35 protein-coding genes are annotated in these 23,843 nt (G+C 41.7%); 34 read left to right on the top strand and 1 reads right to left on the bottom strand.

What is annotated here, in order from left to right; all coding sequences use genetic code 11:
• Positions 1–3 precede the first annotated feature (3 nt).
• Positions 4–3,228, bottom strand: a complete 3,225-nt coding sequence (locus VM932_RS12490) for a SusC/RagA family TonB-linked outer membrane protein (RefSeq protein WP_326279096.1) — start codon at positions 3,226–3,228, stop codon at positions 4–6.
• Positions 3,229–3,926: 698 nt separating this feature from the next.
• Here VM932_RS12490 and rpsL point away from each other — a divergent pair.
• The 34 genes from rpsL to eno all read left to right on the top strand — a co-directional run bounded on the left by rpsL (position 3,927) and on the right by eno (position 23,744).
• Positions 3,927–4,301, top strand: coding sequence for a 30S ribosomal protein S12 (gene rpsL, locus VM932_RS12485; protein WP_014032016.1), 375 nt, complete (start codon positions 3,927–3,929; stop codon positions 4,299–4,301).
• 19 nt (positions 4,302–4,320) lie between these two features.
• On the top strand, positions 4,321–4,797 hold the full coding sequence (gene rpsG / locus VM932_RS12480) for a 30S ribosomal protein S7 (RefSeq protein WP_014032015.1): 477 nt from the start codon (positions 4,321–4,323) through the stop codon (positions 4,795–4,797).
• Between the two features lie 8 nt (positions 4,798–4,805).
• Entirely contained in the window at positions 4,806–6,932 is a 2,127-nt protein-coding gene (gene fusA / locus VM932_RS12475; RefSeq protein WP_293168770.1) for an elongation factor G, read from the top strand.
• Positions 6,933–6,944: 12 nt separating this feature from the next.
• The gene (gene rpsJ, locus VM932_RS12470; protein ID WP_014032013.1) at positions 6,945–7,250 is read left to right on the top strand and encodes a 30S ribosomal protein S10; all 306 of its coding nucleotides are present in this window, start codon (positions 6,945–6,947) and stop codon (positions 7,248–7,250) included.
• 164 nt (positions 7,251–7,414) lie between these two features.
• Positions 7,415–8,038 (top strand): 50S ribosomal protein L3, encoded by a 624-nt coding sequence (gene rplC, locus VM932_RS12465; RefSeq protein ID WP_293168769.1) that lies wholly within the window; start codon positions 7,415–7,417, stop codon positions 8,036–8,038.
• Positions 8,038–8,667 (top strand): 50S ribosomal protein L4, encoded by a 630-nt coding sequence (rplD, locus tag VM932_RS12460; RefSeq protein ID WP_326279165.1) that lies wholly within the window; start codon positions 8,038–8,040, stop codon positions 8,665–8,667. The genes rplC and rplD overlap by 1 nt, the downstream gene beginning before the upstream one ends.
• Before the next feature lie 7 nt (positions 8,668–8,674).
• Positions 8,675–8,965 carry a 50S ribosomal protein L23 gene (gene rplW, locus VM932_RS12455; protein WP_293168768.1) on the top strand — a complete coding sequence of 97 codons (291 nt, stop codon included), beginning with the start codon at positions 8,675–8,677 and terminating at the stop codon, positions 8,963–8,965.
• A gap of 9 nt (positions 8,966–8,974) precedes the next feature.
• Positions 8,975–9,799: a 50S ribosomal protein L2 gene (gene rplB, locus VM932_RS12450; RefSeq protein WP_326279095.1), complete on the top strand. Its 825-nt coding sequence runs from the start codon at positions 8,975–8,977 to the stop codon at positions 9,797–9,799.
• Positions 9,800–9,810: 11 nt separating this feature from the next.
• Positions 9,811–10,089, top strand: coding sequence for a 30S ribosomal protein S19 (rpsS, locus tag VM932_RS12445; RefSeq protein WP_014032008.1), 279 nt, complete (start codon positions 9,811–9,813; stop codon positions 10,087–10,089).
• 7 nt (positions 10,090–10,096) lie between these two features.
• Positions 10,097–10,504, top strand: coding sequence for a 50S ribosomal protein L22 (gene rplV / locus VM932_RS12440; protein ID WP_293168762.1), 408 nt, complete (start codon positions 10,097–10,099; stop codon positions 10,502–10,504).
• 9 nt (positions 10,505–10,513) lie between these two features.
• Entirely contained in the window at positions 10,514–11,224 is a 711-nt protein-coding gene (rpsC, locus tag VM932_RS12435) for a 30S ribosomal protein S3 (RefSeq protein ID WP_293168760.1), read from the top strand.
• 19 nt (positions 11,225–11,243) lie between these two features.
• Positions 11,244–11,663, top strand: coding sequence for a 50S ribosomal protein L16 (gene rplP / locus VM932_RS12430; RefSeq protein ID WP_014032005.1), 420 nt, complete (start codon positions 11,244–11,246; stop codon positions 11,661–11,663).
• Positions 11,664–11,682: 19 nt separating this feature from the next.
• Complete coding sequence (gene rpmC / locus VM932_RS12425) at positions 11,683–11,874, top strand: 50S ribosomal protein L29 (protein WP_014032004.1); 192 nt, start codon at positions 11,683–11,685, stop codon at positions 11,872–11,874.
• 13 nt (positions 11,875–11,887) lie between these two features.
• Complete coding sequence (gene rpsQ, locus VM932_RS12420) at positions 11,888–12,145, top strand: 30S ribosomal protein S17 (protein ID WP_014032003.1); 258 nt, start codon at positions 11,888–11,890, stop codon at positions 12,143–12,145.
• A 2-nt stretch (positions 12,146–12,147) separates the two neighbouring features.
• Positions 12,148–12,516: a 50S ribosomal protein L14 gene (gene rplN, locus VM932_RS12415; RefSeq protein ID WP_014032002.1), complete on the top strand. Its 369-nt coding sequence runs from the start codon at positions 12,148–12,150 to the stop codon at positions 12,514–12,516.
• Positions 12,517–12,532: 16 nt separating this feature from the next.
• Entirely contained in the window at positions 12,533–12,844 is a 312-nt protein-coding gene (rplX, locus tag VM932_RS12410) for a 50S ribosomal protein L24 (protein ID WP_326279094.1), read from the top strand.
• Positions 12,845–12,846: 2 nt separating this feature from the next.
• Positions 12,847–13,398 carry a 50S ribosomal protein L5 gene (rplE, locus tag VM932_RS12405; RefSeq protein WP_108246819.1) on the top strand — a complete coding sequence of 184 codons (552 nt, stop codon included), beginning with the start codon at positions 12,847–12,849 and terminating at the stop codon, positions 13,396–13,398.
• Between the two features lies 1 nt (position 13,399).
• Positions 13,400–13,669, top strand: a complete 270-nt coding sequence (gene rpsN / locus VM932_RS12400; RefSeq protein WP_207096771.1) for a 30S ribosomal protein S14 — start codon at positions 13,400–13,402, stop codon at positions 13,667–13,669.
• A gap of 18 nt (positions 13,670–13,687) precedes the next feature.
• A complete protein-coding gene (gene rpsH, locus VM932_RS12395; protein WP_163626140.1) occupies positions 13,688–14,086 on the top strand; it encodes a 30S ribosomal protein S8 in 399 nt (132 codons plus the stop codon).
• 19 nt (positions 14,087–14,105) lie between these two features.
• Complete coding sequence (gene rplF / locus VM932_RS12390; protein ID WP_163626139.1) at positions 14,106–14,648, top strand: 50S ribosomal protein L6; 543 nt, start codon at positions 14,106–14,108, stop codon at positions 14,646–14,648.
• An 11-nt stretch (positions 14,649–14,659) separates the two neighbouring features.
• A complete protein-coding gene (gene rplR, locus VM932_RS12385; RefSeq protein WP_119606788.1) occupies positions 14,660–15,013 on the top strand; it encodes a 50S ribosomal protein L18 in 354 nt (117 codons plus the stop codon).
• A 6-nt stretch (positions 15,014–15,019) separates the two neighbouring features.
• Positions 15,020–15,544, top strand: coding sequence for a 30S ribosomal protein S5 (gene rpsE / locus VM932_RS12380; protein WP_163626137.1), 525 nt, complete (start codon positions 15,020–15,022; stop codon positions 15,542–15,544).
• Positions 15,545–15,556: 12 nt separating this feature from the next.
• Complete coding sequence (gene rpmD, locus VM932_RS12375) at positions 15,557–15,736, top strand: 50S ribosomal protein L30 (protein WP_163626136.1); 180 nt, start codon at positions 15,557–15,559, stop codon at positions 15,734–15,736.
• Positions 15,737–15,749: 13 nt separating this feature from the next.
• Entirely contained in the window at positions 15,750–16,202 is a 453-nt protein-coding gene (gene rplO, locus VM932_RS12370; RefSeq protein ID WP_293168748.1) for a 50S ribosomal protein L15, read from the top strand.
• A gap of 10 nt (positions 16,203–16,212) precedes the next feature.
• Positions 16,213–17,556 (top strand): preprotein translocase subunit SecY, encoded by a 1,344-nt coding sequence (secY, locus tag VM932_RS12365; RefSeq protein WP_326279093.1) that lies wholly within the window; start codon positions 16,213–16,215, stop codon positions 17,554–17,556.
• Between the two features lie 3 nt (positions 17,557–17,559).
• Positions 17,560–17,775 (top strand): translation initiation factor IF-1, encoded by a 216-nt coding sequence (gene infA, locus VM932_RS12360; RefSeq protein WP_014031991.1) that lies wholly within the window; start codon positions 17,560–17,562, stop codon positions 17,773–17,775.
• Between the two features lie 4 nt (positions 17,776–17,779).
• Entirely contained in the window at positions 17,780–17,896 is a 117-nt protein-coding gene (gene ykgO / locus VM932_RS12355; RefSeq protein ID WP_010519235.1) for a type B 50S ribosomal protein L36, read from the top strand.
• Between the two features lie 2 nt (positions 17,897–17,898).
• Positions 17,899–18,273 (top strand): 30S ribosomal protein S13, encoded by a 375-nt coding sequence (gene rpsM, locus VM932_RS12350; protein ID WP_014031990.1) that lies wholly within the window; start codon positions 17,899–17,901, stop codon positions 18,271–18,273.
• A 12-nt stretch (positions 18,274–18,285) separates the two neighbouring features.
• Positions 18,286–18,678: a 30S ribosomal protein S11 gene (gene rpsK / locus VM932_RS12345; protein ID WP_014031989.1), complete on the top strand. Its 393-nt coding sequence runs from the start codon at positions 18,286–18,288 to the stop codon at positions 18,676–18,678.
• 108 nt (positions 18,679–18,786) lie between these two features.
• Positions 18,787–19,392, top strand: coding sequence for a 30S ribosomal protein S4 (gene rpsD, locus VM932_RS12340; RefSeq protein ID WP_163626133.1), 606 nt, complete (start codon positions 18,787–18,789; stop codon positions 19,390–19,392).
• A 21-nt stretch (positions 19,393–19,413) separates the two neighbouring features.
• Entirely contained in the window at positions 19,414–20,406 is a 993-nt protein-coding gene (locus tag VM932_RS12335) for a DNA-directed RNA polymerase subunit alpha (RefSeq protein WP_293168741.1), read from the top strand.
• A 60-nt stretch (positions 20,407–20,466) separates the two neighbouring features.
• Positions 20,467–20,973, top strand: coding sequence for a 50S ribosomal protein L17 (gene rplQ / locus VM932_RS12330; protein ID WP_326279092.1), 507 nt, complete (start codon positions 20,467–20,469; stop codon positions 20,971–20,973).
• A gap of 97 nt (positions 20,974–21,070) precedes the next feature.
• Positions 21,071–22,183 (top strand): glutamine-hydrolyzing carbamoyl-phosphate synthase small subunit, encoded by a 1,113-nt coding sequence (carA, locus tag VM932_RS12325; protein WP_326279091.1) that lies wholly within the window; start codon positions 21,071–21,073, stop codon positions 22,181–22,183.
• Between the two features lie 268 nt (positions 22,184–22,451).
• Positions 22,452–23,744 (top strand): phosphopyruvate hydratase, encoded by a 1,293-nt coding sequence (gene eno / locus VM932_RS12320; protein WP_326279090.1) that lies wholly within the window; start codon positions 22,452–22,454, stop codon positions 23,742–23,744.
• The last annotated feature ends 99 nt before the right edge of the window (positions 23,745–23,843 follow it).

Raw genomic sequence — 23,843 nt, 5'->3', positions numbered from 1 at the left:
TATTTAAAACGATGCTTTGACGCTTAAACCGTATTTTCTAGCGCTAGGTCCGTTGATGAAATCGAATCCTTGGGCATTTCCGATACCCGCGCCTTGAACGTTTGGATCAAAGTTGGCACCATCTGGTGTGTTGTAGGCATCATACCATAGGTTGAAACCTTGTGCGGTAATGGTCAAAGTCCCAAATGGAGTCTTGTCCAAAAACTTTTTCGGGAAAGAATAACCCAAAGAAACCTCTTGCAATCTGATTACCGAAGCATCGTAAACCTTTAATTCGGCAGGACCGAACAAAACGTTGTCGAAGTAGTAAGATGCGTTGTTTGTCTGTTTGTTGTTCACTTCGCCTGTACTTTGCAAAACACCAGGCAAAATATAAGTGTTCTCTCTGTTCAAAGTTTCGGTGATCAAACCACGGCCAAGAAGGGTGGCGATTGTATTTGACATGATGTCACCCCCTTTGGTATGGCTCAATTGGAAACCAAAGTTCCAGTTTTTGAAGGACATGCTATTGATGATGTTCATGATGTAATCCGGGTTTGGATCACCAATTACGGGAACATTCCCATCCAAATCCTGCTCAACAATAACATAATCACCGGCATCGTTCACTAGGAAATTCCCATCTGCATCTCTACCCACAGCAGTTCCTACCATGGCCCCTAGAGGTTTGCCTTTAATTGCCGCGTTACCACCTACGAACAGGGTAGAACTACCAGCGTAAATAATAATGTCCTGCTCTTGTTCTGTAACCACTGGATTGTACGTGGAGAAATTTGCTCTAGTGTTCCAGTTGAATCCATCTGGGGAATCACTTCTGAACCAATCCACAGAGGCATCGATTTCAATACCATCACCCTCGATTTTACCAACGTTACTTTGGGTAAAAGTAAAACCTGTAGATGGCGATAAAGGTTCACGCACGATCAAGTCCTTTGTTGTGCGGTCAAAATATGTGAAGTCCAAGGAAACTCGGCTATTGAAAAATCTGGATTCAAAACCTAATTCAAATTCAGACAATAGCTCGGGTTTCAGGTCGGGATTTGCTTTAAAACTTGCAACTTGGTTTGTGGTAATTCCACCACCTTCACCGTAAACTTGCGTGTTTTGCTCAACAATACCTACAGTAGGGTACGCAGTTGGAAAAGTAGCGGAAGAACCGATACCTGCTCTCAACTTTAAGAAGTTAAGACCACCTTGGGACTGCAATTCTGGGAATGCAGCCGTTGGCAAGAAAGAAATACTTCCACTGGGGTATGTTCTACTGTTGTTTTCCGTAATCAAGTTAGATACCCAGTCTGTTCTGGTGGAACCTGTTAAGAACAACATGTTGTCATAGTCCAAAGTAACCTGACCCAAAACACCGGCGATGTTTCTTCTTTCGGTATACTGTATAGGTAATTGGTTGGAATAGTTAAAGTGACGTACCACTCCATAAACCAACTGTCCCGTACTTTGAACCCCTTGCTGGTCAAACGTGGTAGATCTTGTTGTTGCACCAGCGGTGAAAGTCATACCCAATTTTTCAGAAAGGTCATAATTACCATTAAGTGCCAAGTAGTGGTCCCAGATGGTATTGTTGTTATCGTATGTGTTCAAGAAACCGAAAATGGCATTGTTGAATGTAACACCACCTTTATTCGAATATTGAGTGTTTCTTTCAGTATAGAAGTCCATACCTGCCCTGTAGGTTAGGTCCAAGTTGTCGGAAAGTGCGTAGTTGGCAGAAGCATTCCAGAAGAACCTGTTGGTCAACTGGGAGTTTTGCGCATTTTTCACAATCCATCTTGGATTCATGATATCGTTACCATTTCTATAGTACACACTGGAATTATCAATGGGGTTCTCGAAAGGCAATCCCATTAAGTCAACGTTTCTTGGTGTAAAGAATACAGCACCGAACGTAGAGAAACCTAAACTACCATTACCTCTACTCGCCGCAACTGGAGGGGTGCGATAGTCAGTTCTGGAATAGTTCATGGCGGCACTAATGGTAAATTTATTGGTAAGTTGTGTTCTACCACCAACGGAGATATTGAAACGCTGTAACTCGTTGCCAGGAACAAAACTTTCATCGTTCAAGTAACCTAGGTTAACGTTGAATGATGTAGAGCCATCCTGAGTACCACCATTAATGTTGACGGACGTATTGCTTACACCACCCGGTCTAAAGAAGTTTTCAACACTATCGTAAGGTCTCCAGTCATATCGTGCATTTTGGAGTTCTGGGAAGGCATCCCTTGTGGCTTGAATCGCAGTTGTCGAATAAGGGTGTGGAAGCGTACCGTTGTCGTCGATAGCAGGTTGGTTCCCCCATCCTGCAACACCACCTCTTTCGAATTTAGGTCCCCAGTTACTGTAGAACCATCCAAAAGATTGGTCAAAACCACCACCATACTCATCTTGGTAATCAGGCAATGAGGCCATGGCATTGACAAAATAAGATTGGTTTACCGTAATCTCTGTTTTTTTGGCACCACCTTCGCCTGAACCAGCTTTGGTTGTTATCAAGATTACACCATTCTTACCTTGTGTACCATATAGTGTGGCAGCGGCCAAACCTTTAAGTACCTCCACGCTGGCAATGTTGTTCGGATCCAAATCCAAAAATCTGGAAGAACCTGTGTTGCCATCCAGAAAGTTACCCTGAGCGTTAGTGTCGCTACTAAAAGGAACGCCATCCACTACAAAAAGCGCCTGGTTACTTCCGCTAAAGGAGCTTAAACCCCTAATTACAACGTTGGTACCGGAACCGGACATACCACCCGCGGCGGTAATGTTTACACCAGAGGCTTTACCGGAAAGTACCCTGGCAACATCACCATCGGCACGTTGTTCCAAGTCTTCTTCACCAACAGAAGAAACCGCATAACCCAAGGCCTTCTTTTCACGTTTAATACCTTGCGCGGTAACAATTACCTCTTCAAGGGCTTGGGTGTCTTCCACCATTTGAACATTGATTACGCTGCTAGCGCCGACAACTTTTGTCGAGGGTCTTTGCCCAATGTAAGTGAAAAGCAATGTTTGCCCCTCGCTCGCGCTGATGGCGTAATTTCCATCAAAATCTGTTTGGGTACCTGTTGTGGTCCCTTCAACGACAATGTTGACCCCAGGCAGCGGGAGCCCATCGGCATCCGTAACTGTACCTGTAATCGTCTTGTCTTGTGCATAGGATATATGCACAACAAACGCCAATAATAGCGTTAACAATCCATTAAGTTTTGTTCTCATTGTTAAATTATTTGAATTAGCTAATCGCTAAAATCATAATTTCATGTTAATAATCCAAACTAATTTTATAAAATCTTTAAGAGGGGGCCATTAAATGAGATAACTGCAAAATCATTAGAGTTCATTGATAACTCTATAATTTGATGGGGGTGTTATTGCTCTTAATGTAAATATTCGTTTTAATACCCCATTTATATGAAAGGTTCAGTTCGTATAAGTCATTTTTTTTGGAAAGTTTTAGTGGGATTAGTGTGGTGGTTGGTGGATTGGGGGTTGTGTTAAGAAGATGTGAATTTTTACTTTTGGCCCTTACACGTTAATACCTATTGTACATTTTCAACATAAAACTTTAGTTGAAGGTGCTGGATCAGGTAATTTTGATGAACAAAAAAACGTATCGAAACCCTTTTTGGATAAAAATTCTTTTTCTCGATACAAATTTCACTCATGCTCCCTTGAAGTCTGCTCAAAATGACAAATTTCATCAAAATACACAACGGGTACCTTAATATATGGTCTTTTGATATACAATGCTTCTGTTTTTCCTTTTTTGTCCTTTTTGGTGTATTGCGCTGTGTTGGTTTTGAATTTTTTTACTTCTGTTTGAAATTTAATTACTGGGGATTTGAATTATTGGGAATAATTACTACATTTGCAGCCCTCAAAATGAGGGTTATTTAGTTTTTAAAAGAAATTTAATGCCAACAATTTCACAATTAGTACGAAAAGGAAGGGCCACAATTACCAAGAAGAGTAAATCGGCTGCTTTGGATTCGTGTCCTCAAAGAAGAGGGGTTTGTACACGTGTTTACACTACAACGCCAAAAAAACCAAACTCTGCAATGCGTAAAGTTGCAAGGGTGAGGTTGACCAATGGTAAAGAGGTGAACGCATATATCCCCGGTGAAGGTCACAATCTCCAAGAGCACTCGATAGTATTGGTAAGGGGCGGGAGAGTAAAGGATTTGCCTGGTGTGCGATATCATATCGTTCGTGGAGCATTGGATACCGCAGGTGTTGCGGGAAGAACGCAACGACGATCTAAGTATGGTGCAAAGCGTCCTAAAAATTAATCATTTTTAAGAAGAAGCGATGAGAAAAAAACAGGCAAAAAAGAGACCGTTATTACCGGATCCAAAATTTAACGATCAACTTGTTACACGTTTCGTGAACATGATGATGTGGGATGGTAAAAAATCAGTTGCATTCAAAATTTTTTATGATGCAATTGAAATTGTTGATGAAAAGAACACTGACGAAGAGAAAACAGGATTGGAGCTGTGGAAGGATGCCCTTTCAAATGTTATGCCACACGTAGAAGTTCGTAGTAGAAGAGTGGGTGGTGCAACATTCCAGATTCCTATGCAGATTCGTCCAGATAGAAAAATTTCCACTGCCATGAAATGGTTGATCAGCTTTTCAAGAAAGCGTAACGAGAAATCAATGGCACAGAAACTGGCTGCTGAGATTTTGGCGGCGGCCAAGGAAGAAGGTGCAGCAGTGAAGAAAAGAGTAGATACACATAAAATGGCCGAGGCCAATAAAGCATTCTCGCACTTTAGATTCTAATCAATACAATGGGAAGAGATTTAAAATATACAAGGAATATAGGTATTGCAGCTCACATTGATGCTGGAAAGACAACTACTACAGAACGTATTCTTTTCTATACAGGTGTGAGTCATAAAATTGGTGAAGTGCACGATGGTGCCGCAACCATGGACTGGATGGAGCAAGAGCAAGAGCGTGGTATTACCATTACCTCTGCGGCTACCACTTGTACATGGAAGTTTCCAATGGAGAATGCACAACCGTTACCTGACACAAAAGATTATCACTTTAATATTATTGACACTCCCGGGCACGTTGACTTTACGGTTGAAGTGAACCGTTCACTTCGTGTGTTGGATGGATTGGTGTTCTTGTTCAGTGCTGTTGATGGTGTTGAGCCACAGTCCGAGACCAACTGGAGATTGGCCGATAACTATAAAGTGCCAAGAATCGGTTTCGTGAACAAAATGGACCGTCAAGGCTCCAACTTCTTGAACGTGTGTAAGCAGGTTCGTGAGATGTTAGGTTCCAATGCGGTGCCAATTGTATTGCCAATAGGTGACGAAGCAGACTTTAGAGGTATTGTTGACTTGGCCAAGAACAGGGCTGTTGTATGGCACGAGGATAACTTCGGTTCTACCTTTGATGTGGTTGATATTCCTGAAGAGATGAAGGCTGAAGTTAAGGAGTACCGAGCTGCCCTGATCGAAGCTGTTGCAGAATATGATGAAGAGTTGATGGAAAAATTCTTCGAAGACGAAGATTCCATCACTGAAGATGAGGTACACGCCGCTTTGCGCGCTGCTGTTATGGACAGGGCTATTATTCCAATGATTTGTGGTTCTTCCTTTAAAAATAAAGGAGTACAATTTTTGTTGGATGCAGTTTGCCGTTACTTGCCATCACCTTTGGATAAAGATGATATCGTAGGTATCAATCCAGATACGGAGAAAGAAGAAAGAAGAAAACCCGATCCAAAAGAACCATTTGCCGCTCTAGCATTTAAGATTGCAACCGATCCTTTCGTAGGTCGTTTGGCATTCTTTAGGGCATATTCTGGTCGTTTGGACGCAGGTTCTTATATTTTGAATAACCGTTCAGGTAATAAAGAGCGTATTTCTCGTATCTACCAAATGCACTCCAATAAGCAAAATGCAATTGACTTTATCGAAGCAGGGGATATTGGTGCGGCAGTTGGTTTTAAAGATATTAAGACTGGGGATACCCTTTCTGATGAAAAACATCCAATTGTTTTGGAAAGTATGCAATTCCCAGAGCCGGTAATCGGTATCGCGGTAGAGCCAAAAACTAAAGCTGATGTTGATAAATTGGGTATGGCTTTGGCTAAATTGGCCGAAGAGGATCCAACCTTCCAGGTAAAAACAGACGAAGCATCCGGTCAGACCATTATTTCTGGTATGGGTGAGCTTCACTTGGATATTATTTGTGATCGTTTAAAGCGTGAGTTTAAGGTAGATGTTAACCAGGGTCAACCCCAGGTAGAGTACAAAGAAGCTATTACCGGAACGGCCGATCACAGAGAAACATACAAAAAGCAGACCGGTGGTCGTGGTAAATTTGCCGATATCGTATTTACTATGGAGCCAGCTGAAGAAGGTAAGTCCGGACTGGAGTTTGTTAACGTAATCAAAGGTGGTAATATTCCTAAGGAATTTATCCCATCTGTTGAGAAAGGATTCAAAGAGGCCATGAAAAATGGTCCTTTGGCCGGATTCGAAATGGATTCCATGAAAATTACCCTTAAAGATGGTTCTTTCCACCCTGTGGATTCCGACCAGCTTTCTTTCGAACTTGCTGCAAAATTGGGTTACAAGGTTGCTGCCAAAAAAGCGAAAGCAGTGATTATGGAGCCAATTATGAAGTTGGAGGTACTTACTCCAGAAGAAAACATGGGTGACATTGTTGGTGACTTGAACCGTAGAAGGGGGCAAGTAAACAGTATGTCGGATAGAGCAGGTGCCAAGGTTATCAAGGCTGAAGTGCCGCTATCGGAAATGTTTGGTTATGTTACTTCCTTGAGGACATTGTCTTCAGGTAGGGCAACATCCACAATGGAATTTTCACACTATGCAGATACGCCTTCCAATATCGCGGAAGAAGTAATCAAAGCAGCTAAAGGAGTAACCGCTTAATTTTTCAGCAAGATGAGTCAAAAAATTAGAATAAAATTGAAATCTTACGATCACAATTTGGTGGACAAATCTGCTGAGAAGATCGTTAAGACAGTAAAAACAACAGGTGCTGTGGTGACTGGACCAATTCCATTGCCAACACGCAAAAAGATATTTACGGTTTTGCGTTCACCCCACGTGAACAAAAAATCGAGAGAGCAGTTCCAATTGAGCTCTTACAAGAGATTATTGGATATTTACAGCTCTTCATCAAAAACCATCGATGCCCTTATGAAGTTGGAACTTCCAAGTGGCGTGGAGGTTGAGATCAAAGTCTGATAATGTTTCTGCCCTAGGCGGGAGCAACATGTCCCAAACGATGGTTCGGGAAAAACGGTGAAAGAAAAAAATCTGGGTCAGAACAGAATATTTTCTTGACCCAATTTTTTTGCCAAGAAGTTGGCAAGAGTTATAAAAAGTAAATAATTGTTAATTAATTAAATATGTCTGGGTTAATAGGTAAGAAAATCGGTATGACCAGCATTTTCGACGAGAATGGAAAGAACGTTCCATGTACCGTATTGGAAGCTGGGCCATGCGTGGTTACCCAAGTCAGAACCGAAGAGGTAGACGGGTACAGAGCCCTTCAACTAGGTTTCGATGACAAGGCAGAAAAACGTGCTAATAAGGCCGAAACAGGTCACTACAAAAAAGCAGGTACTTCTCCCAAAAAGAAAGTCGTTGAGTTCCAAGGGTTTGAAGGTGAATACAAATTGGGGGACACCGTAGGTGTTGATCTATTTGTAGAAGGAGAATTTGTTGATGTGGTAGGTACATCAAAAGGAAAAGGATTCCAAGGTGTTGTAAAACGTCATGGTTTTGGTGGAGTTGGACAGGCGACCCACGGCCAGCACAACAGATTGAGAGCTCCTGGTTCCATCGGTGCTGCATCTTACCCTTCCAAAGTTGTGAAAGGTATGCGAATGGCCGGTAGAATGGGCGGTGACAGAGTTACCGTGCAAAACTTAAAAGTATTGAAAGTGGTTCCTGAGAAAAATCTTTTGGTAGTTAAAGGGTGTGTTCCAGGTCATAAAAATGCTTACGTAACAATTCAAAGGTGGAAATGATGAAGGTAGCAGTTTTAGATATCAAGGGAAAAGAGACAGGTAGGAAAGTAGAGCTTTCCGACGATGTTTTCGCTATAGAGCCTAATGAGCACGCTATTTATTTGGATGTAAAGCAGTACTTGGCCCATCAGAGACAAGGGACACATAAAGCTAAAGAAAGAGCGGAAATCGCTGGTAGTACCAGAAAGATCAAAAAACAAAAAGGTACGGGTACCGCAAGGGCCGGTAGCATTAAATCACCAATATTTAGAGGTGGTGGTAGAATCTTTGGTCCAAGACCAAAGGATTATACCCAAAAGTTGAACAAGAACATGAAGCGATTGGCTAGAAAATCGGCCTTGAGCATAAAGTCCAAAGAACAATCGATAGTGGTTGTGGAAGACTTCAGTTTTGAAGCTCCAAAAACAAAGGACTTCGTTAATTTCTTGTCTTCCTTGGGAATAGAAAATAAAAAGTCCCTTATTGTGTTGGGCGATTCAAATAATAACGTATATTTGTCGTCGCGTAATTTGGAGCGTTCCGAGGTTGTAACAGGCTCAGAATTAAATACTTACAAAATTGTTAACGCAACAAGTTTAGTATTGACGGAAAGCGCTTTGGAAAGAATTGAATCGAACCTAAAGAAATAAAAGTATCATGAGTGTGTTGATAAAACCGATCATTACGGAAAAAATGACCGCTGATAGCGAGCTTTTCAATCGCTACGGATTCTTTGTAAATCCAACCGCTAACAAGTTGGAAATCAAAGAAGCGGTAGAGGCTACTTATGGTGTTTCTGTTGAAAAGGTGAGAACCATGAACTATGGTCCATCGCGTAAGAGTCGTTATACAAAAACCGGAATTCAGCACGGTAAGACGAATGCAATCAAAAAGGCAATCGTTGATGTGGCTGAAGGTGATATTATTGATTTTTACAGTAATCTATAAAGACGAGAAATGTCAGTTAGAAAATTAAAACCGATAACCCCTGGTCAGCGTTTTAGAGTAGTAAACGGATTTGACGCGATTACTACTGATAAGCCGGAGAAAAGCTTGCTTGCTCCGATCAAAAAGACGGGCGGTAGGAACAGTCAAGGAAAGATGACCATGCGCCATAAAGGTGGTGGCCATAAAAGAAGATATCGAATCATCGATTTCAAAAGGGATAAACAAGGGGTAGAGGCAACTGTTGTTTCTATTCAGTACGACCCCAATAGAACTGCATTTATCGCCTTGGTGGAATACAAGGATGGTGAAAAAAGGTATGTAGTTGCCCAAAACGGACTGCAGGTAGGTCAGACAATCAAGTCTGGAACTGGATCTGCTCCAGAAATTGGAAATGCACTCCCATTGGGTGAGATTCCATTGGGTACTGTTGTGTCTTGTATAGAATTGAGACCCGGTCAAGGTGCTATTATGGCGCGTAGTGCTGGAACTTTTGCCCAGTTGATGGCGAAAGATGGTAAGTTCGTGACCTTGAAATTGCCTTCTGGTGAAACAAGAATGGTTTTGGCTACGTGTTTGGCCACTATAGGGGCGGTATCCAACTCTGACCACCAATTGTTGGTATCCGGTAAAGCGGGTAGAAGCAGATGGTTGGGTAGAAGACCAAGAACTAGACCAGTAGCTATGAACCCTGTTGATCACCCAATGGGTGGTGGTGAAGGTAGAGCTTCAGGAGGTCATCCAAGATCTAGGAACGGTATTCCTGCAAAAGGATTTAGAACACGTTCTAGAACTAAGGACACCAATAGATATATCATAGAACGTAGAAAGAAATAAAAGAAAAGTAAATGGCACGTTCGTTAAAAAAAGGACCATACGTTCATTTTAGTCTGGAAAAGAAAGTCCAGGCCAATATAGAATCAGGTAAGAAATCAGTTATCAAGACATGGTCAAGAGCCTCAATGATAACGCCGGACTTTGTTGGGCAAACCATCGCGGTTCATAACGGTAGACAATTTGTTCCCGTATTTGTAACTGAAAATATGGTAGGTCACAAATTAGGGGAATTTTCACCTACAAGATCTTTTAGGGGTCATGCGGGAGCTAAAAACAAAGGTAAAAAGTAAGTAAGCTATGGGAGTTCGTAAAAGACAAATGGCCGAAAGGTTAAAAGAAGAGAAAAAGCAACTTGCTATTGCAAAGCTTAACAATTGCCCGACTTCTCCAAGAAAAATGCGTTTGGTCGCTGACTTGGTAAGAGGTAAGCAAATTGAGATGGCATTGGCTACCCTAAGGTTCAACCCAAAAGAAGCATCCAGAAAACTGGAAAAGCTTTTGCTCTCTGCAATCGCTAACTGGGAAGCTAAAAATGAGGGTGCGGATATTGAGGCAGCTGATCTTTACATCAAGGAAATCCGTGTAGATGGAGGAAGTATGTTGAAGAGATTGAGACCAGCTCCACAAGGTAGGGCACATAGAATCAGAAAGCGTTCCAATCATGTTACTATGATTTTGGAGGCCAATAACAACGTTCAAAGCTAGAAGAATAATATGGGACAGAAGACCAATCCAATAGGAAATCGCTTAGGAATTATCAGAGGATGGGAATCCAACTGGTACGGAGGAAATGATTACGGCGATAAACTGGCTGAAGACGATAAAATCAGAAAGTACCTCTATGCGCGTTTGGCGAAAGCTAGCGTATCTAGAGTTATTATAGAGCGAACCTTGAAATTGATCACCATTACCATTACCACGTCAAGGCCTGGTATCATTATCGGTAAAGGTGGGCAAGAGGTGGACAAGCTTAAGGAGGAGCTTAAGAAAATTACCAACAAAGAGGTTCAGATCAATATTCACGAGATTAAGAGACCTGAGCTTGACGCGAATTTGGTAGCTGCAAGTGTCGCAAGACAGATTGAAAGCAGGATTTCATACAGAAGAGCCATCAAAATGGCCATTGCAGCAGCAATGCGTATGAATGCCGAAGGAATCAAGATTCAGATTTCCGGACGTTTGAACGGTGCTGAGATGGCACGTTCAGAATCTTATAAAGAGGGAAGAATTCCATTGTCTACTTTCCGTGCAGATGTGGACTATGCCTTGCACGAAGCTCACACTACCTATGGTAGATTGGGTATAAAGGTGTGGATCATGAAAGGAGAGGTTTACGGTAAAAGAGAGCTTTCCCCATTGGTAGGATTGAGCAAGAGTCAAGGAAAAGGCGGCAAGGATAACAAGAAATCCCGTCGTAGAAAGTAATAAGATAAAGTAAGGTAAAATGTTACAGCCAAAAAGAACAAAATTTCGTAAGGCCCAGAAAGGGCGTATGAAGGGGAACTCCCAGAGAGGACACCAGCTTTCCAATGGAATGTTCGGTATCAAGTCCATGGATTCGCACTTCATCACTTCCCGTCAAATAGAGGCTGCACGTATCGCTGCGACAAGATACATGAAAAGACAAGGTCAGTTGTGGATCAAAATATTCCCGGACAAGCCTATCACCAAAAAACCTCTTGAGGTTCGTATGGGTAAAGGTAAAGGTGCTCCAGAATATTGGGTAGCCGTGGTAAAACCTGGTAGAATCATGTTCGAGGTCGGTGGTGTACCCATGGATGTTGCTAAGGAAGCTTTAAGGCTAGCAGCGCAAAAGCTACCGGTTAAAACCAAGTTTATTGTGGCTAGGGATTATTCCGCCTAATTTTTAATTGAGAAGAAAGATGAGACAATCAGAAATAAAAGAACTTTCAATTGAAGAGCTAAAGGAGCGATTGGCCGAGTTCAAAAAGCAACACGCTGATCTTAAAATGGCGCACGCTGTTACTCCTTTGGAAAATCCTTTACAGATCAGAAAGACGAGAAGGACGGTAGCAAGACTTGCAACTGAATTAACTAAAAGGGAATTACAATAATCGGTTCTGCCTTATGGAAAACAGAAATTTAAGAAAAGAAAGAATAGGCGTTGTTACCAGCAACAAAATGGAGAAATCGATAGTGGTTTCTGAGGTAAAACGAGTGAAGCACCCCATGTACGGGAAATTCGTTCTGAAGACCAAGAAGTATGTTGCCCACGACGAAAAGAACGATTGCAACGAAGGTGATACCGTTAAAATAATGGAAACACGACCATTGAGCAAAACAAAGTGCTGGAGGTTGGTAGAAATCCTAGAAAGAGCTAAATAATTATGGTACAGCAAGAATCAAGATTAAGGGTTGCGGACAATACCGGTGCAAAAGAAGTTTTGACCATCCGCGTACTAGGAGGAACAAAGAGAAGATACGCATCTTTGGGTGACAAAATTGTAGTTACCGTAAAAGAGGCTACTCCAAACGGTACTGTAAAGAAAGGTTCTGTTTCTACAGCGGTTGTTGTTAGGACCAAGAAAGAAGTAAGAAGACCAGATGGTTCTTACATCCGTTTCGACGACAACGCATGTGTGTTGTTGAACCCGACCGGGGAGATGAGGGGAACACGTGTATTTGGTCCTGTTGCCAGAGAGTTGAGGGACAGACAATTCATGAAGATTGTTTCATTGGCGCCTGAAGTGCTATAAAAGAAATATCAGAGAGATGAAGTTGAAAATAAAAACAGGGGACACGGTAAAAGTCATTGCGGGAGACCACAAAGGCAGCGAAGGTAAAGTGCTTAAAGTAGACCGTGAAAAGAACAAAGCTATTGTGGAAGGCGTCAACGAGGTGTCCAAACACGAAAAGCCAAGTGCGAACAACCCTCAAGGAGGCATAACAAAAAAGGAAGCTCCGATACATATTTCCAATCTTTCCTTAATCGATCCAAAGTCTGGCGAGACAACTCGTGTTGGATATGAAGTAAGGGACGGAAAGAAAGTAAGGTTTTCCAAAAAATCCAATGAAGTAATTTAGTCATGAGTTACATTCCAAGATTAAAGCAAGAATATAAGGAGCGCGTGATCAAAGCGCTAACGGAAGAATTTGGTTACAAAAACGTAATGCAAGTTCCTAAGTTGCAAAAAATAGTGGTTAGCCGTGGAGTCGGAGCCGCTGTTTCGGACAAAAAGCTGATTGATCATGCTGTTGACGAACTGACCAACATTACAGGTCAAAAAGCGGTCGCTACCCTTTCCAAGAAAGACGTTGCTACGTTCAAATTGAGAAAAGGAATGCCGATTGGTGCAAAAGTGACTCTTAGAGGAGAGCGCATGTACGAATTTTTGGATAGATTGATTACCAGTGCCCTACCCAGGGTACGTGATTTCTCTGGAGTAAAAGCTACAGGTTTCGATGGTAGGGGAAACTACAATTTGGGAGTAACCGAACAAATCATCTTTCCAGAAATCAATATAGACAGAATCAACAGAATCAACGGAATGGACATCACGTTTGTTACTTCTGCTGAAACTGATAAAGAAGCAAAATCATTGTTAACCGAACTGGGAGTACCCTTTAAAAAGAACTAGTATGGCCAAGGAATCAATGAAAGCCCGTGAAAGAAAAAGGGCTAAAATGGTAGAAAAATACGCCGAAAAAAGAAAGGCTCTAAAAGAAGCGGGAGATTATGAGGCTTTACAGAAGTTGCCAAAGAACGCTTCTCCTGTTCGCATGAGAAACCGTTGCAAGTTGACCGGTAGACCTCGCGGGTACATGAGAACTTTTGGAGTATCCAGGGTAATGTTCAGGGAAATGGCCAATAAGGGTTTGATTCCGGGAGTTAAAAAGGCAAGTTGGTAATTTAGATAAAGAAAAGAAATGCTTACAGATCCAATTTCAGATTATTTGACCAGATTGAGAAATGCCAGTAAGGCAGGTCATAGGGTTGTAGATATCCCCGGTTCCAATCTAAAAAGACAGATTACCAAAATATTGTTCGATCAAGGATATATTTTGAGTTATAAATTCGAGGAAGACAAAGTACAAGGGAACATCAAAATTGCCCTTAAGTACGATAAATTTACCAAGGAGCCTATCATTAAAAAATTGCAGCGGGTAAGTAAGCCCGGTCTGCGCAAGTATTCAAACTCTAACGATTTGCCTAGAGTACTGAATGGTTTGGGAATCGCTATCGTTTCTACTTCTCATGGGGTAATGACGAGTAAGCAGGCCCAGCAAGAGAACGTAGGTGGCGAGGTATTGTGCTACGTATATTAATTGAGAAAAGAGAAGAAAAATGTCAAGAATAGGTAACAGTCCAGTTAAAATTCCTGATGGAGTCACTATAGAAGTGAAAGATTCCGTTGTTACTGTAAAAGGTAAATTGGGAGAACTTACCCAAGAGTTTTCAGGGATTGACATTAAAGTCGAGGACGGAAGCGTTGTTTTGGAAAGACCTTCCGATGACAATAAACACAAATCAAAGCATGGGTTATACCGCGCTCTTATCAATAATATGGTAGAAGGTGTGACCAATGGATGGACAAAGGAATTGGAACTTGTAGGTGTTGGTTACAGAGCCAGCAACCAAGGACAAAAATTGGATTTGGCCCTAGGGTTCTCCCACAACATTGTTCTGGACATCGCTCCCGAAGTAAAAATCGAGACCATCTCCGAAAAAGGGAAAAACCCTATCGTAAAACTAACATCTCACGACAAACAATTGGTGGGTCAGGTAGCCGCTAAAATTAGAGGTTTCCGTAAGCCGGAGCCTTACAAAGGAAAAGGTGTGAAGTTTGTAGGTGAGCAATTAAGAAGAAAAGCAGGTAAATCAGCTTAATAATTAAGACTATGGGATTATCTAAGACTGAAAGAAAATTACGCATCCGAAGAAGAATACGAAAAGTATCCTTCGGAACTGAAGCAAGACCAAGGTTGTCTGTATTCAGAAGCAATAAAGAAATATATGCCCAGTTGATTGACGACGATAAAGGTGTAACTTTGGCGGCAGCTTCATCCAGAGATAAGGATGTGGACTCCAAAGGAAGCAAGTCCGAGGTAGCGACCAACGTGGGTAAGGCCATAGCTGAGAAAGCTCTTAAGCTTGGTGTTGAAGCCGTAGCTTTTGATAGGGGAGGAAACCTATATCACGGAAGAATAAAATCATTGGCTGAAGGAGCTAGGGAAGCAGGACTAAAATTCTAATAAACTATGTACCAGAAATACAAAAACGTAGAAATAGTAAAGCCAGGTGGACTGGAGTTGAAAGACCGATTGGTTGGAGTACAACGTGTTACCAAGGTAACAAAAGGGGGTAGAGCCTTTGGTTTTTCGGCCATAGTTGTTGTTGGTGATGAAAACGGAGTTGTTGGACATGGTTTGGGAAAATCCAAAGAGGTTGCCACAGCTATCGCCAAAGCTATCGAGGATGCCAAAAAGAACTTGGTTCGTATTCCATTGAACAAAGGAACACTTCCTCACGAGCAAAAAGGAAAATACGGTGGTGCACGTGTTTATATCAAGCCTGCATCGCATGGTACCGGGGTAATCGCCGGTGGAGCTGTAAGAGCCGTATTGGAAGCTGTTGGGGTACAGGATGTATTGTCTAAATCACAAGGATCTTCCAACCCGCACAACGTGGTAAAAGCTACTTTTGATGCCCTGTTGCAATTGAGAAGTGCTGACACCGTTGCAAAGCAAAGAGGAGTTTCTTTGGAAAAAGTCTTTAAAGGATAAATAGAGGATAACATGTCAAAGATTAAAGTTAAACAAGTAAAGAGCGGCATCAAAAAGCCACAGAACCAAAAAAGAACTTTGGAGGCTCTTGGATTGCATAAGATCGGACAGGTAGTTGAGCACGAAGCAACTCCTAGTATCCTTGGAATGGTAAATAAGGTAAAACACTTGGTTTCCACAGAGGAAGCTTAAAATATAAAGGCACATGGATTTGAATAATCTAAAACCAGCGGATGGCGCTGTGCACAAAGAGGGAAAACGTGTAGGACGAGGAGAGGGTTCCGGAAAAGGGGGCACTTCTACCCGTGGACACAAAGGAGCCAAGTCTAGATCTGGATATTCCAAAAAGATTGGTTTTGAAGGGGGTCAGATGCCATTGCAAAGACGTGTACCCAAGTTCGGTTTCACCAACATGAACAGAAAAGAGTACACAGGAATCAATTTGGGCAGACTTCAGGAATTGGTGGACAAGGGTGCCGTGAAAAAAGAGGTTACCTTGGAAACACTTATTGAAAACGGTTTGGCCCACAAAAACGACTTGGTAAAGATTTTGGGTGATGGCGAATTAAAGGCATCCCTTAAAGTATCGGTACATAAATTTACTGCTTCCGCAAAAGCTGCCATCGAGTCAGCAGGAGGTGAAGCAATAAGTTTATAAGACATATAGCATGAAGAAATTTATTGAGACCATATCAAATATCTGGAAGATTGATGAACTGAGACAGCGTATCATCCTTACATTGGGACTATTATTGGTTTACCGATTTGGAGCTCAAGTTGTTCTTCCTGGTATTGATACTGCCCAATTGGCGGAATTATCCTCGAACACCGAGAACGGTATCTTGGGAATTCTTAATGCTTTTACGGGTGGTGCTTTTGCGAATGCCTCGGTCTTCGCTTTGGGTATTATGCCCTATATCTCCGCCTCCATTGTAGTACAGTTGATGGGAATAGCCATTCCTTATCTTCAAAAACTACAAAAAGAAGGCGAAAGTGGTAGAAAAACCATCAACCAGATAACCCGTTGGTTAACCATTGGTATCTGTATTGTCCAAGCGCCCGCCTACTTGTACGGTCTTGGTGCCTTAGGTGTGCCAGATAGTGCTTTTGTTTTGGGTAAAGGTTTGGATTTTATCGTTCCAGCTGTTATTATATTGGTTACAGGATGTGTATTCGCCATGTGGTTGGGTGAGAAAATCACCGACAAGGGAATCGGAAACGGTATCTCCCTGTTGATTATGGTGGGAATCATTGCAACATTGCCACAGGCATTTGCGCAAGAATTTGTTTCAAGAACTACCAACAATACAGGAGGAATCATGTTCATGCTGATTGAGGTTATAGTTTGGTTCTTGGTAATCTTGGCCAGTGTTTACCTAACAATGGCAGTTAGACAAATTCCGGTACAGTACGCAAGAAGAACAGCTTCTGGTGGATACGAAAAGAATGTTATGGGAGCACGTCAGTACATTCCGCTTAAGTTGAATGCATCTGGTGTAATGCCCATTATTTTTGCACAGGCAATTATGTTTGCACCAAGTTTGATTGGTAGAACATTTAACGATACCGCTGCAGGTCAATGGATGGAAGTACAGTTCGCCGATATTTTTGGATTGGCTTACAACATCCTATTTGCAGTATTGATTATTATATTCACCTACTTCTATACAGCGATTACCGTGCCCACCAACAAAATGGCCGATGATTTAAAGAGAAGTGGCGGGTTCATCCCAGGTATACGTCCTGGAAAGGAAACCGGAAATTATTTGGACAAAATAATGTCCTTGATTACCTTACCTGGTTCCATCTTTTTGGCACTGTTGGCCGTGTTGCCCGCAGTTGTTGTAAAATTGATGGATGTACAGGCCGGATGGGCATTGTTTTATGGAGGTACATCACTATTGATCATGGTTGGTGTAGCAATAGATACTGTACAGCAAGTAAATTCTTATTTGTTGAACAGACATTACGATGGCTTAATGAAAACCGGAAAAAACAGAAAAGTAGCATAATTTATGGCAAAGCAGCCAGCAATAGAACAAGACGGGACTATTATTGAAGCATTGTCCAATGCAATGTTCAGGGTAGAATTGGAAAATGGGCACGTGGTAACGGCGCACATTTCCGGGAAAATGCGCATGCACTACATTAAGCTGCTTCCTGGAGATAAGGTAAAGTTGGAGATGAGTCCATACGATTTAACAAAAGCAAGAATTACTTATAGATACTAGTTACATGAAAGTAAGAGCATCAATAAAGAAGAGAAGTGCCGACTGCAAGATTGTTCGCAGAAAGGGCAGATTGTACGTAATCAACAAAAAGAATCCTAGATTTAAACAAAGACAAGGGTAATTATGGCAAGAATTGCAGGGGTAGATATACCTAAACAAAAGCGTGGCGTTATTTCGCTTACCTACATCTTCGGTATAGGTAAAAGTAGGGCGCAAGAAATTTTGGCAGCAGCCCAAGTAAGTGAAGATACCAAGGTTTCCGATTGGACCGATGATGAAATCGGTAAAATTAGGGAAGCTGTTGGAGCTTACACAATTGAAGGTGAACTTCGCTCAGAAACCTCAATGAACATCAAACGTTTGATGGATATTGGTTGTTACCGTGGAATTCGTCACAGATCTGGATTGCCATTAAGAGGTCAACGCACCAAGAACAACTCTAGGACCAGAAAAGGAAAAAGAAAAACAGTTGCCAACAAGAAAAAAGCAACTAAATAATAAGTAGGTAGTATGGCAAAGGCAAGTACTAAAACAGCTAAAAAGCGCAAAGTAGTCGTAGAATCTACCGGAGAGGCGCACGTTGTTGCATCTTTCAACAACATCATTATTTCCCTTACCAATAAGAAAGGTGATGTTATTTCATGGTCTTCCGCTGGAAAAATGGGATTCCGAGGCTCTAAAAAGAACACCCCCTACGCAGCTCAGATTGCAGCAGAGGATTGCGCCAAAGTTGCCCACGAAGCAGGACTGAGAAAAGTAAAGGTGTACGTAAAAGGACCAGGTAACGGTAGGGAATCCGCTATTCGTTCCATCCACAACTCAGGAATCGAGGTAACAGAGATTGTAGATGTTACTCCACTTCCGCACAACGGTTGCAGACCGCCAAAAAGAAGAAGAGTTTAATAATCATTAATAGATAACGGCCCCTAAAAAGGGTCTTCACCCGGAGGTGCAGTTAGATTATCGAAGGATAAGCCTTAATTCATAATCGCACCTTCAAACTAAAAGAAGATGGCAAGATATACAGGACCAAAAACAAAGATCGCTAGAAAGTTTGGAGAAGCGATTTTCGGAGACGATAAGTCATTCGAAAAGAAAAATTACCCTCCAGGACAACACGGTAACAACAGACGTCGTGGTAAAAAGTCTGAATATGCAATCCAGTTGATGGAGAAGCAAAAGGCAAAATACACTTACGGTATTTTGGAGAAGCAATTCCGTAACCTTTTTGGTGAAGCCAAAAGAAAAGAGGGTGTTACCGGTGAAATATTGCTTCAATTGTGCGAATCCCGTTTGGACAACGTGGTGTATAGAATGGGAATTTCCCCATCAAGAAGAGGAGCACGTCAATTGGTGTCGCACCGTCATATTACCGTAAACGGAGAGGTAGTAAACATTCCATCCTATTCACTAAAAGCAGGAGATGTTGTTGGTGTTAGGGAAAAATCAAAATCCGTACAATCCATTGTAGACTCGTTGGCTAACAATAGCAGCGTTTACGAATGGATTACATGGAACTCTGAAAAGAAAGAAGGTACATTTGTTGCCGTCCCAGAAAGACTTCAGATCCCTGAGAACATCAAGGAGCAGCTGATCGTCGAATTATACTCTAAATAAGAATTCAACATTAATCCAATTATGGCATTACTTAATTTTCAGAAGCCCGATAAAGTTATAATGATCGATTCAACAGATTTCGAAGGGAAATTTGAATTTCGCCCTTTGGAACCTGGTTATGGATTAACAGTTGGGAATGCGCTGAGAAGGGTTTTACTTTCCTCTTTGGAAGGTTTCGCCATCACTTCTGTGCGCATAGATGGAGTTGAACATGAATTTTCTGTTATACCAGGCGTTGTTGAAGACGTTACGGAAATTATTCTGAACCTAAAACAAGTTAGGTTCAAAAGACAGATTGATGATGTTGAGAGCGAAACTGTATCAATTTCCGTGAGCGGAAAAGAGCAAATGACCGCTGGTGATTTCCAAAAATTTATTTCGGGATATCAAGTGTTGAACCCAGATCTGGTAATCTGCAACATGGATCCCAAAGTGAGCATCAACATGGAGATCGTTATCGAAAAAGGTCGTGGTTATGTTCCTGCCGAGGAAAACAAAAAATCCAATGCACCACTTGGTAGCATTGCGGTTGATTCTGTTTACACTCCTGTAAAGAATGTAAAGTACAGCATCGAGAACTTTAGGGTAGAACAAAAGACCGATTACGAAAAATTGATTTTCGAAATCATCACCGATGGTTCCATTCACCCAAAAGATGCCTTGACCGAGGCCGCTAAAGTATTGATTCACCACTTTATGTTGTTCTCCGATGAGCGTATCACCCTTGAGGCTGATGAAATTGCCCAGACCGAGACATACGATGAGGAATCATTGCATATGCGTCAGTTGTTAAAGACCAAGTTGGTCGACATGGACTTGTCCGTAAGGGCTTTGAACTGTCTTAAGGCTGCCGAGGTGGATACTTTGGGAGATTTGGTTTCCTTCAACAAAAACGACTTGATGAAGTTCAGAAACTTCGGTAAAAAATCATTGACCGAATTGGAAGAATTGGTAATCAACAAAGGCCTGCAATTTGGTATGGACCTTTCCAAATACAAATTAGATAAAGATTAATAATCATATTTTGCTCTCCTGATTGCTTGGGATTTGGTAGCAAGATGATAACTTAGAACAATGAGACACGGAAAGAAGTTTAATCATTTAGGTAGAACAGCCGCCCACAGAAAAGCCATGTTGGCCAATATGGGAAGTTCCCTAATTGAGCATAAAAGAATCAACACCACTGTTGCAAAAGCCAAGGCGTTGAAACAGTTTATAGAGCCTTTGATCACCAAAGCAAAGATTGAGAACAACCAGACTACCGAAAAAGGTACGCACAACAGAAGGGTTGTTTTCAGTAACTTGCGAAGCAAAGAGGCTGTAACAGAATTGTTCAGCACCGTTGCCGAAAAAGTAGGTGACAGACCAGGAGGTTACACAAGAATCATTAAATTGGGTAACCGTTTGGGTGATAACGCTGATATGGCAATGATAGAGTTGGTGGATTTCAACGAGCTTTACAACGCAGGTAAGCCGAAAAAGAAATCGACCAGAAGAAGTAGAAGAGGAGGCGGAGGCGCCAAAAAAGCTGAAACACCAGCTCCTGCAGCCGAAACTAAAACTGACGATTCTGAAGAATAAGAAGAATGATATTAACTATTATATTTTAGGAAAAAGGATAAGTGAAAACTTATCCTTTTTTTATGTTTTTTTATCTTAACTGAAACTAGAGCACAAAATGAAGTATCACACAAAGAAAAAAGCGTTGATTTTGTTAGCGGACGGAACCATTTTTTATGGAAAGGCCGTTGGGGGAAGAGAAGGTACCGCGGTAGGGGAAGTATGTTTCAATACCGGAATGACTGGCTATCAGGAAATTTTCACAGACCCATCTTACTATGGACAATTGATGGTGACCACCAATGCACACATTGGAAACTATGGTGCCCATGAAGACGAAGTGGAATCCGATTCTGTAAAGATTGCAGGTCTTATCTGTAAAAACTTCAGTTACGAATATTCAAGACCAGATGCCAAAATGAGTCTTTTGAAATTCTTGGACAAGAACAACCTGTTGGCCATTTCCGATGTGGATACCCGCGCTTTGGTTTGCTACATTAGGGACAATGGTGCCATGAACGCATTGATCTCCACAAAAGTGGACGATATTGACGCGTTGAAAGAAGAGTTGAAACAAGTGCCAAGTATGGAAGGCTTGGAGCTTTCATCCAAAGTATCCACAAAAGAACCATATTTCTATGGAGATGAAAATGCAGAAATCAAAATTTCTGCTTTGGATATCGGTATCAAAAAGAACATCTTGAGAAACCTGGCAAAACGTGGAGCTTATATCAAAGTATTCCCATATAATACATCTTACAGTAAAATGAAGGAATGGAACCCGGACGGATACTTTATCTCCAACGGACCTGGTGACCCAGAACCTTTAACCGATGCCGTGGCAGCCACCAAAGAAATAATTGCCTCCGACAAGCCCTTATTCGGGATTTGCTTGGGACATCAAGTATTGGCTTTGGCCAATGGCGTTTCCACCTATAAAATGCACAACGGGCACAGAGGAATAAACCACCCAATTCTAAACTTGATGACAGGAAAAGGGGAAATCACCTCTCAAAACCATGGATTTGCTGTAAATAGGGAAGAGACCGAAGCAAACGCTGAATTGGAGATTACCCACACCCATTTGAACGATCAAACGGTGGCAGGTATCAAAATGAAGAACAAGGATGTATTCTCGGTACAATATCACCCAGAAGCAAGTCCAGGTCCACACGATGCAGATTATCTGTTCGACCAGTTCTTCGATTTGATCAAGGCTAGGAAAAACTAAGAGTTTGTTCAGGAATTTTCACAGGCCCTTTTTGATGCAGTTTGAAGCACAATTTTTAAACCTAGCCGTGGTTATGGTTCAAAAATGTAACGAAAAAATGCGCAAAAAGGGTCATAAGAAAACAATTGACAAATTTCTTAACAAGCTCTAAAACGTTATAGTTTTGTTTTTAAGCAATTAAGTATGTTTTGTGCGTAATATCATGGAGTAAAAAACGCTACCTTTTGTATCTTAGCCCAATAATCACAACTAAAAACATTGAATTAAAATGAGCATCATTATCAACATTCATGCAAGACAGATATTGGATTCCAGAGGAAATCCAACAGTAGAAGTAGATGTAGTAACCGAAAATGGAATTATGGGAAGGGCAGCTGTACCTTCCGGAGCCTCTACTGGAGAGCATGAAGCCGTTGAGTTACGCGATGGTGGCGATTCCTTTATGGGCAAAGGAGTTGGTAAAGCCGTGAACAACGTTAATACCATTATTGCAGAGGAATTGATCGGAACTTCTGTTTTTGAGCAGAATTACATCGATCAAGCTATGATCGAATTGGATGGTACTCCGAACAAATCAAAATTGGGAGCCAACGCCATATTGGGCGTCTCCTTGGCAGTAGCAAAAGCAGCGGCCAACGAGTTGGGCATGCCATTATACCGTTACGTAGGTGGTGTTAGTGCCAACACCCTTCCAGTTCCCATGATGAACATAATCAATGGAGGTTCGCACTCCGATGCGCCCATTGCATTCCAAGAGTTTATGGTAATGCCAGTTAAAGCAAAAAACTTTAGCCACGCGATGCAAATGGGAACGGAGATTTTCCATAACCTTAAAAAAGTACTGCACGACCGTGGTTTAAGTACCGCCGTAGGCGATGAGGGTGGTTTTGCACCAACCTTGGAAGGCGGTACTGAAGATGCTTTGGATACCATTGCAAAAGCTGTTGAAAAAGCAGGCTACAAATTGGGCGACGATATAATGATTGCATTGGATTGTGCCGCCGCTGAGTTTTATGTTGACGGTGCTTACGATTATACAAAATTTGAAGGTAGTAAGGGTGTAGTTAGAACTTCCGAGGAGCAAGCACAGTATCTTGCCGATCTTTGTGATAAATATCCAATTATTTCCATTGAGGATGGAATGGACGAAAACGATTGGGACGGTTGGAAAGTGTTGACCGAAAAAATCGGGGACAAAGTTCAATTGGTAGGGGATGACTTGTTCGTAACCAATGTTGAGCGTTTGTCTCGTGGCATTGAAAACGGCATTGCCAACTCCATTTTAATCAAAGTGAACCAAATCGGAACATTAACAGAGACCATAGCAGCCGTAAACATGGCAAAAAATGCTGGTTATACATCTGTAATGTCTCACAGGTCAGGTGAAACCGAGGACAATACCATCGCCGATTTGGCAGTGGCATTGAACACAGGTCAAATCAAAACAGGTTCCGCTTCAAGAAGTGACCGTATGGCCAAGTACAACCAATTGTTGAGAATTGAGGAAGAGTTGGGCGATATTGCTTACTACCCTCAAGAAAAAGCTTTTAAGGTAAAATAAGCATAATCATTATTTAGCATACAAAAAGAAGCCGTCTCATTTCACAGAATGGGGCGGTTTTTTAATTTGGTGTCTTTGACCTCTTAATTTTCCTATTTT

Origin of the sequence: Flagellimonas halotolerans, from assembly GCF_035818535.1 — a bacterium.
Classification (GTDB): Bacteria; Bacteroidota; Bacteroidia; order Flavobacteriales; family Flavobacteriaceae; genus Flagellimonas; species Flagellimonas halotolerans.
This window is presented reverse-complemented; position numbering and strand designations above follow the sequence as displayed.